Origin of the sequence: Sorangium sp. So ce394 (genome assembly GCF_051474665.1) — a bacterium.
In the GTDB taxonomy this organism is placed as follows: Bacteria; Myxococcota_A; Polyangia; order Polyangiales; family Polyangiaceae; genus Sorangium; species Sorangium cellulosum_D.
Genome location: NZ_CP150339.1, coordinates 8,388,813 through 8,402,214, shown reverse-complemented (window position 1 = coordinate 8,402,214; position 13,402 = coordinate 8,388,813). Strand labels below are relative to the sequence as shown.

Annotated in this window: 10 protein-coding genes; 7 read left to right on the top strand and 3 right to left on the bottom strand. The window is 76.4% G+C overall.

Translation table 11 applies throughout. The annotated features are described in order from the left end of the window. Positions 1-125 precede the first annotated feature (125 nt). The 5 genes from WMF33_RS30875 (at position 126) to WMF33_RS30855 (ending at position 7,631) form a co-directional block, all read left to right on the top strand. A complete protein-coding gene (locus tag WMF33_RS30875; protein ID WP_437331979.1) occupies positions 126-3,281 on the top strand; it encodes a hypothetical protein in 3,156 nt (1,051 codons plus the stop codon). Positions 3,282-3,338: 57 nt separating this feature from the next. Further along, entirely contained in the window at positions 3,339-3,944 is a 606-nt protein-coding gene (locus WMF33_RS30870; RefSeq protein WP_437313360.1) for a hypothetical protein, read from the top strand. A 137-nt stretch (positions 3,945-4,081) separates the two neighbouring features. After that, complete coding sequence (locus tag WMF33_RS30865; protein ID WP_437331978.1) at positions 4,082-5,026, top strand: hypothetical protein; 945 nt, start codon at positions 4,082-4,084, stop codon at positions 5,024-5,026. 266 nt (positions 5,027-5,292) lie between these two features. Continuing rightward, on the top strand, positions 5,293-6,762 hold the full coding sequence (locus tag WMF33_RS30860) for an alpha-amylase family glycosyl hydrolase (RefSeq protein WP_437331977.1): 1,470 nt from the start codon (positions 5,293-5,295) through the stop codon (positions 6,760-6,762). A 38-nt stretch (positions 6,763-6,800) separates the two neighbouring features. Beyond that, positions 6,801-7,631 carry a glutathione S-transferase family protein gene (locus WMF33_RS30855; protein WP_437331976.1) on the top strand — a complete coding sequence of 277 codons (831 nt, stop codon included), beginning with the start codon at positions 6,801-6,803 and terminating at the stop codon, positions 7,629-7,631. Between the two features lie 31 nt (positions 7,632-7,662). Here WMF33_RS30855 and WMF33_RS30850 read toward each other — a convergent pair whose 3' ends face one another. Together WMF33_RS30850 and WMF33_RS30845 are read right to left on the bottom strand one after the other, a co-directional pair. Then, complete coding sequence (locus WMF33_RS30850; RefSeq protein ID WP_437331975.1) at positions 7,663-8,703, bottom strand: phosphatase domain-containing protein; 1,041 nt, start codon at positions 8,701-8,703, stop codon at positions 7,663-7,665. Further along, complete coding sequence (locus tag WMF33_RS30845; protein WP_437331974.1) at positions 8,696-8,944, bottom strand: hypothetical protein; 249 nt, start codon at positions 8,942-8,944, stop codon at positions 8,696-8,698. Before WMF33_RS30845 ends, WMF33_RS30850 begins: the two co-directional genes overlap by 8 nt. A 203-nt stretch (positions 8,945-9,147) precedes the next feature. Here WMF33_RS30845 and WMF33_RS30840 point away from each other — a divergent pair, with 203 nt between their 5' ends. Further along, entirely contained in the window at positions 9,148-11,079 is a 1,932-nt protein-coding gene (locus WMF33_RS30840; protein WP_437339540.1) for a M2 family metallopeptidase, read from the top strand. A 17-nt stretch (positions 11,080-11,096) separates the two neighbouring features. Continuing rightward, positions 11,097-11,684 (top strand): RNA 2',3'-cyclic phosphodiesterase, encoded by a 588-nt coding sequence (gene thpR / locus WMF33_RS30835; protein ID WP_437313354.1) that lies wholly within the window; start codon positions 11,097-11,099, stop codon positions 11,682-11,684. A gap of 96 nt (positions 11,685-11,780) precedes the next feature. Here thpR and WMF33_RS30830 read toward each other — a convergent pair whose 3' ends face one another. Then, the gene (locus tag WMF33_RS30830; RefSeq protein ID WP_437331973.1) at positions 11,781-13,352 is read right to left on the bottom strand and encodes a sigma 54-interacting transcriptional regulator; all 1,572 of its coding nucleotides are present in this window, start codon (positions 13,350-13,352) and stop codon (positions 11,781-11,783) included. Positions 13,353-13,402: the final 50 nt, after the last annotated feature.

Sequence of the window (13,402 nt, the reverse complement as noted above, 5' to 3'; positions counted from 1 at the left end):
GGCGCGCCGCAGCGGCGCGGGCCGCCTCGCGCCGGTCCAGGCGGCGTTCGCTGGCGCCCGGGCGGTCCGACCAGGAGAGTGCGCTGCGGTGCGCGCTCGGATCGTTTACAGTCGTCGCCGCCGCGATGCCCTCCCGCGCAGGCGTCCTCCTCGGGCTCGCCCTCGCCGCTGCCTGCAGCGCCGCCCCCGAGCGCCCTCCGCCGCCCGCCAAACCCCAGGCCGCCGCGCCCTCGGACGTGCCGCCGCTCTCTCCGGCGCGCTACGCGCTCACCGAGGGCGTCGGCGTCCTCTTCGACGCCGCCGCGCCCGGCGATGGCGCGCCGACGCCCGGCCCGCAGCCGGCGCTCCACGAAGGGATCCGCGTGCGCCTCGACGGCGGCGTCGTGCTCGCCGCCGCGCCCGCGTCCGAGCCGCTCCGCGGGTTCCGGTCGATCCCGGCGCGCCTCGGGGGCGGGTTCGTCCTGTGGTCCGAGGCCCGCGTCTACCGCGCCAGCGACTTCCTCGGCGCGCTCGCGCCCATCGCCGACGTCGGCGCCCCCGGCGGCGCGCGGCCGTACCTCGACGCCATCGTCCTGCGCAGCGACCGCGGCCTCCTCGAGGTCGACCCGTCCTCGCTCGCCGTCCGGCGCTTCGGCGCCGCGGGCGTGGTCGACGCGGTGGCCGTCGACGCGCGGCGCGCGGCGCGCCTCGACCTGTTCGGCCGCGCCTCGGTCACGCTCGACGGGGGCGCCACCTGGGTCGACGTGCTCGAGGCCCACGGGCTCGCCACGACGCTCCTCCAGGAGGGCGGCGGGGAGGTCGCGCTGCTCGGCCCCTCGGGCAGCCCCGCGCTCCGCGTGACCGCCGACGGCCTCGTTCGCGCCGCGCCCGCGCCGCCGCGCGACGGCCCGAGCCCCTCGCTCCACCTCCCGCCGGCGCGGGACCCGCTGCCCGGCGCGTCCTCGAGCCGCGGGCTCGCCCCGGAGGCGCTCGCGCTGGCCGCGGCGGCCGGCGCCCTCCTCCCCGGCGGCAGGCTGCTCGTCGCCCGCGACGGCGGCCTCGCCGTGCTCGCCGCGGCGACGGCCCAGCCCATCGCCGACGCGGAGATCGAGGGCCTCGACCCGCGCTACGCGCGCTGCCAGCCGTTCCGGGCGGGCGAGGACGTCCTGCTCGCGTGCGCGCACGACGCCGCCCACGTGCTCCGGCTCGAGACGACGCTGTCCGCGCCACGCCTGGAGGCCACGTTTCCGCCCCGCGGCCGCGACCCCGATCCGATCGCGACCTCGCGGGGGGCGTTCCTCGGCGACGATCGCGGCCGCCTCGCCTTCGCCGGCCGGTGCGGCAGCGCGCCTCCCGGGCTCCACGACTTCCAGGAGAGCCCGGACGGCGCCGCCTCGCCGGACGGCGAGCGGTCGCCCTGGCCTCCCGCGCTGTCGGGCGAGCCGCCCTCCGAGACGGCGCGCCCCTCGCGCGGCGCGCCCGCCGAGGACCGCGCCGCGCGCGTCTGCGTGCGCACCGGCGGCGGCCGCTGGGTCGAGCGCCGGATCGAGGGGGAGGACGCCGCGCGCCTCTACCGCTGGATCGCCGGCGAGCGCGGGACCGTGACCGCGCTCGTGCTGGAGGCGCCTCCCGTCGCGCGCGACCGCGCGCGACCGCCCGAGGGCGTCCGCGTGATCCGCGTGCGCGAGCGCGACCCGGCGCTCGCCGGCGGCGTCTTCCCGGCGCTCGCCGACCGCGCCTCGCCGCGCCTCGTCGACACCGACTTCTGGGAGGACGACGACGGCGCCGTGCGCGGCTGGCTCCACCTGGCCGACGCCACCTCGCCGGCCGACGGCGCCTCGCCGGACCGCGCGGCGCCGCCGGACGTGGACGCGCCCGCCGCGCGCCTGCTCTCGACCCGCCGCGGCGGACGCCTCGCCGGCCTGCGCATCGACGCGCGCGGCGGCATCACCGTCTACCCCCTCCCGGCCGCCGTCGCGCACGTCGTCGCCGGCGGCCGGTTCGCGCTCGCCGCCACGGGCGACGACCCGCCGGCCTACTTCGAGTCGACCGACGGCGGCCGCTCGTGGCGCCCCGTGGAGGGCCCGCCCGCTCGCCAGATCGAGCCTCCGCTCGACGAGGGCGCCCCCTTCGCCTGCTCGCCGATCGGCTGCGCCATGGGCGAGCACGGCCTCGTCCGTCTCGGCTGGGGCGGCCCCCCGCCGCCGCCGCGCGGCGCGCCGCCGCCCTACGCCCCCGCGGCGAGCCCCGCGCCGCGGACCGCGCCTCCGCCGCTCGTCTCCTGCCGCCTCGACGACGACCCCCCCACGCCCCCGCCCCCCGCCGCCCTCCCGGCGCCGCGCCCCCCTGCGGGCCGCGCCGGCCGGATCGCGCTCGCAGCGCCGGGCGCCCCCGCGGCGGCCCGGCTCCTCGGCGGCGCGCCCCCGGTCGTCTCGCTGTGGACCGCCGCGTCCTCCCCCCTGGGCGCGCTCCGCGACGGCGTCTTCATGGTCAGCGTGCTCCCGCCGTTCGCGGGCACGGCCGCGCCCCGCCGCGTCTCCCTCCGCGACCGCTCGCTCGCCATGGCGACCGGCGAGGCCGTCCCCGTGCTGCTCGCGCCGGGCGCCAAGGCGCCCGCGGATCTCTTGCTGCTCCTCGACGCGGACGAGCCGCACGGGCGGCGCGCCCTCCGCGTGCCCGCGGGCGCCGCGCCGCCCGCGCTGCTGCCGTTCGATCACGCCGGCGCGATCGCCGTCGCGGCCGAGCTGCCGGGCGGCGACCTGCTCGCCTTCGACGCCGGCAAGCGGAGCCTCGTCCTGGCCACGCGGCAGGCCACCCTCGCCGTCGCCGGGCTCGCGCCCGTCCCCGACGTCGCCGGCGCCCGGCTCACCCTCGGCCGGCGGCTCGACGCCCCGGGCTTCGCGCTCGTCGGCTACGCCGTCGCCTCGGGGGAGGTCGTCGCCGCGCCGCTCGACGCCGCCCGGGGTGAGGTCGGCCCCGTCGAGCCGCTCGGGTCCCTCGCGTCCCTCGCCGAGATCGGCGCCGGCGGCTGTGGCGGCGCTCGGCCGTCGCACCGGTTCATCGCCGAGCTGCCGGTCACCCTGCGGCTTTCGTCGAGGGGCGGCGCGCCGCTCCTCGACGAGGACGCCCCCGCGGCCGCGCTGCTCGCCGGCGGCCGCGGCGCGCTGTGCGTCGAGGCGATCGAGATCCGCGCCGCGGCCCGGGGCGCGCAGGATCTCGGCGCGGTCTTCGGCCCCGGCGGGGCCGCGGCGCTCCGCGGGGGCGCGCGGCTCCGCTGCGAGCTCCTGTCAAACCGGCCCTGACGACCGGCGCGTCCCGGAAACTGCGCCCCGCCGTGCCTACGTGCTAGGGTCGGCCCCATGCCCGCCCTTCGATCCTTGGCCCTGCCGATCGCGGTGGCTGCGTCGATGCTCGGCCAGCTGGCCTCTTGCTCCGAGCGGCCCACCAACTTCCCGGACCGCGACGGCGTCATCGCCGCCCAGGCCGAGTGGTGCGCCGCGCTCGCCAAGCTCCAGCGCGCCGGCGCGTCCTGGGAGCACCTCAACGCGTGCAAGGCCGCCTACCCGACCTCCTCGCCCACCTATCTCCGCGCCATGACGAGCTGCTTCTCGCGGCGCATGGAAGCCGCCACCGAGAGCTCGCCCGACCGGAGCCAGATCATCCTCGAGTGCAACGACGAGATCGCCGTCAAGATCAACCCGGACGAGCCCACGGCGAAGCCCGTCATCGACGCCCGCTGCGCGCGCATGTCCCGGTGCGAGAAGATCCCGGTCCCCGACTGCCAGGCCGCGTTCACCAAGCTCGAGGCGGCCCAGCGCGCGATGTTCACCACGATCTACAACGCCTCCGGCCGCTACGAGATCATCGACTGCCTCGAGAACGCGAGCTGCACCGACAACGAGGAGGCGGGCCGCCAGGCCTGTTACAAGCCCACCTCCGACGCGCTGCTCTGGTTCCCGGACTGAGCCCGCGCTCCCCGGCGGGCGCCGCGCCCCCTCGGACGCCGCGCGTCGGCGCGGCGCCTCGCCCGCCGTGAGGCCCCGCGCCGCCTGCCCCCTCGTCCGCGCCTCGTCTCCACGAAATCCCTGGTAGCGTGCTGCGCATGCGAACCGCCCGACCTCGAACCGGTCCCCTGTCTCAGCTCGGCGCGCGACGTCAGCGCGCCGAGCGTCCTCACGCTCGCCCTGCCCACGCGCGCCCCGGAGCGGCGTCCCGCCTCGCCGGAGGCGGCCGCCGGCTCCTGCTCGCGCGCGTCGTCGCCGCCGCGCTCGCCCTGATCGGCGCGTGGCTGCCCGCGACCGCGGCGCACGCGGCGGGCACCGTCACCATCGCCGATCGCTCGCCCAAGGAGGACGACGGCCGCTGGAAGCTCAAGATGACGATCAACTACGGAGGGACGCCGCACCTCTCGCACATCCCGATGCTGTTCTCGTTCACGCCGACGGTGCACTACGAGCGCGCGCTCACCGACCAGTCGCCCGAGAAGCCGATCCTGAACCGCATCCCGCTCCAGAACCAGCAGTCGATCAACGAGAGCATGGACGTCGGCTTCTCCGACGGCAGCGGCAAGGTCTTCTCCATCACCAAGTTCGACTTCGTCCTCCGGCGCGATCGCGGCTTCGAGGCCGGCGAGTACGAGCTCGTGATCAAGCGCGCGAGCGACGGCGTGCAGATGGGGCAGAAGCAGAAGATCACCCTGCAGGGCGAGAACGAGATCATCGATCGCCGCGCGATCGTCTTCACCGGCGAGAAGAAAAAGAAGGACAAGGCGGCGGACAAGCCCGACGCCGAGAAGAGCGGCGAGACCGAGAAGGCGCAGGGATCCGAGGGCGAGCCCGCGTCCGAGCCCACGGAGGCCGAGGCGCCCTCCGCCGCCGAGCTCCCGCCCGACGAGGCGCCGCCGCCGGTGGAGCCGAAGCAGGGCGGCTGCGGCTGCCGGCTGTCCCCCGAGGAGGCCGCGACGCCCCTCGCCTTGCCGCTCGTCGCCCTGGGCGCGGCGGCCGCCGTCGCTCGACGGAACCGCGCGCGCCGCGCGCGCCGCGGCTAGCGCCGCCCGCCGCGCCGGCGCACGCCGCAATCAGGCGTGGCGCGCGTGGCGCGCGCGCGTGCGCCGGTCGCTCGCGCCCGTGCCCGCAGCCAGGGCGGACGGGTCTTCTTCGACGCGACCTCTGTGCTGGACGGCGCGCGCAGCCTCGGCGCGGCGCCCGCCTCGCGTGATCGCGCTTGCAGGGACCACCCGAGCCCGCCGACAATCGCCCGCCGACGCCGACTGCCCGCGACTCCCTCGCGGGCCCGCCGTCCCCAACCCAATCGATGAGCTCCCTAGTCCCTGCCCACCAGCACCCTCTGCTGTACGCGATCTTCGTGCGCGTCTGGCTCCATGAGCTCTCGCGCGCCGCCAAGGCCAGGGTGACGCTCGCCAGCGTGCCCGACGCGGCGCTCGACCGGCTCGCCGCGCTCGGCGTCGACTACGTGTACCTGATGGGCGTCTGGACGCTCGGCCAGGAGGGCCAGCGCCTCTCGCTCGCGCACCCCGACCTGCGCGCCGAGTACGACCGCGTGCTGCCGGACTGGACCGACGCCGACGTGGTCGGCTCCCCGTTCGCCGTCGCGCGGTACGAGGTGAACCCCGCGTTCGGCGGCGACGCCGCGCTCGCGGATCTGCGCCGGCGCCTCGCGGCGCGCGGCATCGGGCTCATCCTCGACTACGTCCCGAACCACGTCGCGCGCGACCACCACTGGGTGAAGGAGAAGCCCGAGTGCTTCATCGTCGGCGACGACGGCGCCCCGCTCAGCGGGCGCGACCCCTACATCCCGCCGTGGCCCGACACGGCCCAGCTCGACTACCGCCTCGCGGCGACGCGCGCCGCGTCCACCGAGGCGCTCCGCAGCGTCGCGTCGCGCTGCGACGGCGTCCGCTGCGACATGGCCATGCTCGTGCTCGACGACGTCTTCCGGCACACGTGGTCCAAGCGGCCGCCCAAGGAGCGAAAGGCCGAGGCCACGGGCGAGTTCTGGGCCGAGGCCATCGACGCCGTGCGCCGCGACCACCCGAGCTTCGTCTTCATCGGCGAGGCGTTCTGGGACCTCGAGTGGCGCCTGCAGATGCTCGGGTTCGACTACACCTTCGACAAGAGCCTTTACGATCGGCTGAGCCACGCCTCGGCGTCCTCGGTCCGCGGCCACCTCGCGGCCACGTCCGACTACCAGCGCCGGAGCGTGCGCTTCATCGAGCACCACGACGAGCCGCGCATCGCGGCCGTGCTCCCGCCGGACCGGCGCCGGGCCGCGGAGTTCATCGCGGCGACGGTGCCCGGCATGCGGTTCATCCACCACGGCCAGCTCGAGGGGCGGACGGTGCGCGCCTCGCTGCACCTCGCCCGCGCCCCCGAGGAGCCGGTCGACCAGGCGTGCCTCGCCTTCCACGAGCGGCTGCTCGGCGCGGTGCGCCGCCCCATCCTGCGCACCGGCAGCTTCGCCACGCTCACCCCGCGCGGCCCGGGCGCCGACGCGTTCGTCGCCTACCGGTGGGAGCCGCTCCCGGCCTGCGGCGCGCCCCGCAGCGCGGCGCCGCTCGTGGCGGTGGTCAACTTCGCCCCGTCGCGCGGCGGCTGCCGCATCCCGCTCGACGTCGCGGGCGTCGCCGGCCGCAAGGTCCTGCTGGTCGACCTCATGACCGGCAACGAGCACCCGCGCGACGGCGACGAGCTCGTCGATCTGTCGCGCGGCCTCGGCGTCGAGCTCCCCGCCTACGGCGTCCACCTCTTCGAGATCCGGCGCTGATCGGCCGGCGCCCGGTCGTCCCGCGCCTGGAGGTCCCCATGTCGAACACCGGCGCCGGCGCGCCCTTCCGCCTCGTCACCATCCCCTTCAGCCACTACTGCGAGAAGGCGCGGTGGGCGCTCGACCGCGCCGGCGTCCCGTACCGCGAGGACCCCTACCTCCCGCTCGCCCACGCGCTCCCGTCGCTGCGCGCCGGCGGGCGCCGCACCGTGCCGGTGCTCGTCACGCGGGCGGGCGCGGTCTCCGACTCCACCGACATCCTGCGCTACGCCGACGCGTTCGTCCCGTCGGAGCACGCGCTGTTCTCCGGCGAGCCCGGCGCGCGCCGCGACGACATCGAGGCGCTCGAGGCGCGCTTCGATCGCGAGCTCGGCCCCGCCGTGCGCCGCGTCGCGTACTTTCACGCCCTGCCCGACGAGGAGGCGATGTTCTCCGTGATGAGCGGGGCGTTCCGCGCGCTCGAGGGGGCCGGCGCGGCGCCGCCCTCGTGGTTCGGGCGCGCCGCCTTCCGCGCCTACTTCCCGGTCGCGCGGGCGGTCATGAGGCGCGCGATGCGGATCGACGCCGCCGGCGCCGAGCGCTCGCGGGGCAAGCTCCGCGCGGTCTTCGACGCGGTGAACGAGCGCCTGCGCGACGGGCGCCCGTTCCTCGTCGGCGATCGGTTCTCGGCCGCCGATCTCACGTTCGCCGCGCTCGCCGCGCCGCTGATCGTGCCCGAGCGCCACCCGGTGCCCTTCCCGTTCGCCGGGCTGCCGGCCGTCCTCCGCGAGCTCATCGAGGCGCTCCGCGCCGAGCCGGCCGGCGCCTTCGTCCAGCGCCTCTACCGCGAGCAGCGGCACCGGAAGGCCGGCCTCCCCGCCGGCGGGTGACGCTCGGCGCGCGCTGACGGCCGCCGCGCGCTCAGCCGCGCGCCGGCACGCTCGCGAGCAGGTCCCGCACCGCCGGCCCTGCCTTCAGCGGCTCGCGGCGCGCGCCGAAGTGCCGCGCGTGATCCCGGATCGCCCCGATCGCCGCGTCCGGGGCGAGGCCGTGCCGGGCGCGCAGCCACGCCGCCAGCACGACGGCCGCGCGGCCCGCGCCGGACGCGCAGTGCACGACGATGGGCGCGCCGCCGGCCTCCGCGCGCCGCAGCGCGGCGAGCGCGCGCTCCAGGGCGTCGGGCGAGGGGATCGCCCCGCCCTCGAGCGGCACGTGCGTCACCCGGAGGAACTCGCGCTGGTAGCGGCCGAGGAGCGGGACCCGATGGAGCGCCAGCTCCCCCTCGTCGAGCAGGCAGAGCACCTCGCGCATGCCCTGCCGCGCCATGAAGCCGAGCCACGCCTCGACGGGGGCGTCGCTCGGATCGGGGTGCTGCGCGGCGCCCGGCGGCGCGACCACGGACGAGCGGATCCCGGAGGCCGACCAGAGCGCCATCCCGAAGCCGGGGCGCTCCGCGCCGTGCACGACCCGGTCGAGCGGCGACGCGGGCGCGAAGTTGAAGGGGGCCGACGTCGACGGCTCGCGCCCGCTCCGGTAGAAGAGCTCGAACTCCTCGACGGACGCCTCGAGCTCGGGGTCGTCGATCGAGCCGGGCCGCGCGCGCCGCACCTCGTGGATGGCCTCGGTCGACGACCGGCCCAGCGCCACGAGGCGGCAGGCGAGCACCACGCCGGTGCGCCCGATGCCGCCCTCGCCGTGCACGACGGCGGGCCGCGGCGCCCGTTCGAGGAACGCCACGGCGCGCAGGAGGTCGACGCTCGGGATGCGCGTGAAGTCCGCGAGCGGGCAGTGCAGGTGGACGAGCGAGCCGAGCGCGTGCGGCGAAGGCGCCCGCCGCGAGAGCGACACCATGCTGCGGAAGCCGAGCTCCACGAGCTCCTCGACCGCCCGCGGCGCGTGGGGGTACGCCATGCCGGCGAGCTCGCCGGGCAGGACGAACGAGAAATTCTCGAGCTCACTCATGGCCGCCGCCCGGTGCGCACACGGTCGTGAGCTGCGCCGCGCGGTGGGGCACCCGCCCGCACCGGCCCGGGAGGTCGCAGCGCGCCGCGCCCCCCGCCGCGTCGCGGATCGGCGCGGCGGGGCGCTGCGCCGGGCCGCCGCCCCTCGGTTGCGCGCCGGGTCCGCGGGCGGGCGGGGCGGCGGGGGCGGCGAGGCCGAGGACTGCCGGGAGCGGGGGCCTGGGCGCGAGCGCATTCCTCATGGTGGGTCCGCATTGTAACGGCAGTTCACGGCCGCTTGGCAGCCGTCACGGCGAGCGCGGTTCGTCCTGGTCGCGGGGGCCGAGCCGCGGGGCCGAGCCGCGACGATGGCACGTCGCTCCTGGTTCCCTCGGCACGGTTCGGCGTGTATGAAGGGCGCGTGGTCCGCTACGCCCTTGCCCGGACACCGATCCTGCGCCCCCTGATGCTCGTCGCGCTCGGGCTCGGGTCGGCCTGCAGCGGCGCCGCCTCGCCGGCGCCCGCGCCGCCGGCCCCCGGCGGGGAGGCGCCCGCGCCCCCGGCGGCGCCCGCGGCCCCCCGGCCCCAGGCCGCCCTCCCGGCGGAGGCGCCGCCCAGCGTGGCCGAGGCGCAGGCCTTCCTGGCCGGCGTCGACCGGGACCTGCGCCGGCTGCGGCTCCAGTCCGCGCGCGCGGGGTGGGTGAACCAGACCTTCCTCACGGACGACACCGACGCGCTCGCCGCCTCCGCCGACGAGGCGAGCATGGAGTACCTCAACCGCACGATGAAGGCGGCGAGGCGCTTCGACGGCCTCGCGCTGCCCGCGGATCTCGCCCGTCAGCTGACGCTCCTCAAGATCTCGACCACCCTGCCGGCCCCGAGCGACCCGGCGGAGCGCGCGGAGCTCGCCGCGCTCTCGGTCGAGATGACGAGCCTCTATGGCAAGGGCAAGTACTGCCCGAAGGGCAAGGCGGCGCGGCCTGCCCCGGCCGGCGCCGCTGCGGCGGCGGGGGCTCCGCCGGCGCAGAAATGTCTCGCGCTGGACGATCTCTCCGAGATCATGAAGACCAGCCGCAAATGGGATGAGCTGCTCGACGCGTGGACGGGCTGGCACGCGATCGCGCCGCCGCTCCGGCCGAAGTTCGAGCGGTTCGTCACCCTCGGCAACAAGGGGGCCGCGGAGGTCGGCTTCGCGGACCTCGGCGCGCTCTGGCGGGCCGGCTACGACATGCCGCCGGAGGCGTTCGAGGCCGACACCGAGCGGCTCTGGGGCCAGCTGAAGCCGCTCTACGACGAGCTGCACTGCTACGTGCGCGCCCGGCTGCGCGCGACGTACGGCAAGGACAGGATCGGCGACAAGGCCCCGATCCCTGCACACCTGCTCGGCAACATGTGGGCCCAGGCGTGGTCGAACGTCTACGGCCTCATGGAGCCGTACAAGGGCCAGCCGTCGCTCGACGTGACGCGCAAGATCAAGGCGAAGAAGCTCGACGAGAAGCAGATGGTCGCGCTCGGCGAGCGGTTCTTCACCTCGCTCGGGCTCGACCCGCTGCCGGCCACGTTCTGGGAGCGGTCGCTCTTCAAGAAGCCCACCGACCGCGAGGTCGTCTGCCACGCGAGCGCCTGGGACGTCGGCTACAGGAACGACCTCCGCATCAAGATGTGCATCCGGCCGAACGAGGAGGATCTCATCACGATCCACCACGAGCTCGGGCACATCTATTACTATAGCCAGTACTATAAGCTGCCGATCCTGTTCCAGGAGGGCGCCAACGACGGCTTCCACGAGGGGATCGGGGACACGCTGGCCCTCTCCGTGACGCCGACCTATCTGAAGACGCTGGGGCTCGTCGACAGGGTGCCGGAGGACGAGAAGGGGCTCATCAACTTCCTCTTGAAGACGGCGCTCGACAAGGTCGCGTTCCTCCCGTTCGGCAAGCTCATCGATCAGTGGCGGTGGGACGTCTTCTCGGGCAAGACGAAGCCAGCCGACTACAACAAGGCGTGGTGGGCGCTCCGGCTCAAGTACCAGGGCGTCGCGCCGCCCGTGCCGCGCAGCGAGGCCGACTTCGACCCGGGGGCGAAGTTCCACGTCCCGGCGAATGTCCCGTACACGCGGTATTTCCTCGCGCACATCTATCAGTTCCAGTTCCACCGCGCGCTCTGCAAGGCGGCCGGGCACACGGGGCCGCTCCACGCGTGCTCGATCTACGGCAGCGCGGCCGCGGGCGAGAAGCTGCGCGCCATGCTGTCGCTCGGCGCGAGCCGGCCGTGGCAGGAGGCGATGAAGGCGATGACGGGGGAGACCGAGGCCGATCCGAGCGCGATGCTCGAGTACTTCGAGCCGCTCCGGAGGTGGCTCAAGGAGCAGAACAAGGGTGAAGTCTGTGGGTGGTAATCGAGCGTAGGTGAGCTGTGCGCGTCTTCGTCGCTGTTGATCCGGGAGCCGAGCTCCTCGCCAAGGTCGGAGAGCTCCTCAGGGAGATCTCGCCCCGGGCTCCGTCCGCCAAGTGGGTGGAGCCTGCCGGGCTGCATATCACGCTCGCCTTCATGGGCGAGATCGGAGAGGAGCGCCTGCCGCTCGTCATCGCGGCGGCCGGGAGCGTCGCCGCCTTCCACAGGCCGCTGACGCTGCGGATCGAGAAGGGCGGCGCGTTCGGCACGCGGCGCCGCCCGCGCGTGCTCTGGCTCGGGGTGGGCGGCGCGGTCGGCGCCCTCACCGCGATCCACCGCGATCTCGAGCAGACGCTCTCGCTCTCGACGGGCTACGTGCCGGAGGATCGGCCGTTCGAGCCGCACCTCACCCTCGCCCGCTCGCGCGACCCGCGCGGCGATCCGGCGCTCGACGCCTGCGCTCAGGCGATCGGCAACGTCGACTTCGGCGAGACGCGCGTCGAGGAGATCGTCGTCTACCAGAGCGAGATGACCCCGAAGGGCGCGCGCTACACCGCGCTTGCGCGGGTGCCGCTCGAGGGGATCGGCGCCCCGGAGCAGGGGCGCTGAGCGCCGCCCGGGCGTCGGCGTCGCGTCGCGGCGCCCCGACGCCCGCGCGGCCCGGGATGGAGAACGGGCCAGCGGCGCGCTGCCCCCGCGAGCGCTTCAGCGCTTGCGCGGGACGGGCGCGGGGATGAGCCCGAGGCGCACCGCCTCCTTGTAGGCGAACGATCGGCTCAGCCCGAGCAGCCGGCCCGCCGTCGCCGCGTTGCCGCCCGCGGCCCGGAAGGCGCGCGCGAACGCCTCGCGGCGCGCGCGCTCCAGCGTCTCGGCCAGCGCCTCGACGGGCTCCTCGCCCGGCGCGCCTCCGAGCAGCAGCCGCTCTCCGGCGGCCTCGACCAGCGGCGCGCCGGAGCGCTCCAGCGCGCCGGAGGCGGTCGTCTCGGCGGGATCGACGTCCTCGCGCCGCAGCACGAGCCGCCGGCCTGTGGCGCCCTTGCCCTCCGCGAGCGTCCGGCGCAGCACGGCGCGCTCGACGGTGTTCTTCAGCTCGCGGACGTTGCCCGGAAAGGCGCCCTGCGCGAGCGCGCGCAGCGCCGACTCGGTGAAGTCCACGCGCTCGGCGCCGAGCTCGGCCGCGACCTCCGCGGCGAAGCGCTCGCAGAGCGCCGGGATGTCCTCGCGCCGCTCGCGCAGGGGCGGCACGCAGATCGGGTAGACCCAGAGCCGGTGGAACAGGTCGGCGCGGAAGCGCCCCTCCGCGACCTCGCGCCGGAGATCGCGGTTCGTGGCGGCGACGACCCGCGCCTCGACGCGGCGCGGCCGATCCTCGCCCACGGGCTGGATCTCCCCCTCCTGCAGCGCGCGCAGGAGCTGCGCCTGGGCCGAGAGCGGGAGCTCGCCGATCTCGTCGAGGAAGATCGTCCCGCCGCGCGCCGCCTCGAACCTGCCGGCGCGCGCCGCGGTGGCGCCGGTGAACGCGCCCTTCCTGTGGCCGAAGAGCTCCGACTCGACGAGCTGCGCCGGGATCGCCGCGCAGTTGACGATCACGAGCGGCCGGCTCGCCCGCGGCGACCGCTCGTGGAGCGCGCGGGCGACGCGCTCCTTGCCCACGCCCGTCTCGCCCGTGACGAGCACCGGCACGGACAGCGGGGCGAGCATCGCGATCTCGCGCTCGATCCGCTGCATCGCGGCCGACCGGTCGGGCAGCGCCGGGCCGCCGGGCGCCTCGCGCGCCCCGGGGGCGAGGGCCGGCGCGAGGCCGGCGTCGAGCCGCAGCGCGCCGGCGCAGAGCGCCGCGAACACGCGCGCGTCCTCGTCGCGCAGATCGCCGAGCCCGTGGGGATCGAGGGCGTCGAGCGTGAGCAGCCCGGCGAGGCGGCCCTGCACGCGGAGCGGGACGGCCATGCAGGCGTGGATCGGGTGGATCTCGCCGGCGTTGCCGAGCAGCCAGCCGCTGTAGGGGTCGGGCTCGCTCGGGTCGAGGAACCGGATCGGCCCGGCCGCGAGCGTCGCCCTGCGGAGCCGCGGGTGCTCCGCGGGCCGGAAGCTGAGCCCCATGGCGGCCGGCGACAGCCCGATCTGCGCGGCGACGCCGACCGACCCGTCCTCGGCGGCCGCGAGCACCGAGAGCGCGTCGGCCGCCGTCACCTGCGCCAGGGCGCGCAGGATCCGCTGCAGCGCCTCGCCGCTTTCGGGCGCTTCGGACAGGCTGAGCACGGCGTCGAGCAGCGTCACGCGGGTTCCTCGAGGAGACGGATGCGGCGGCGGTTTCCTTCCGGAAACCA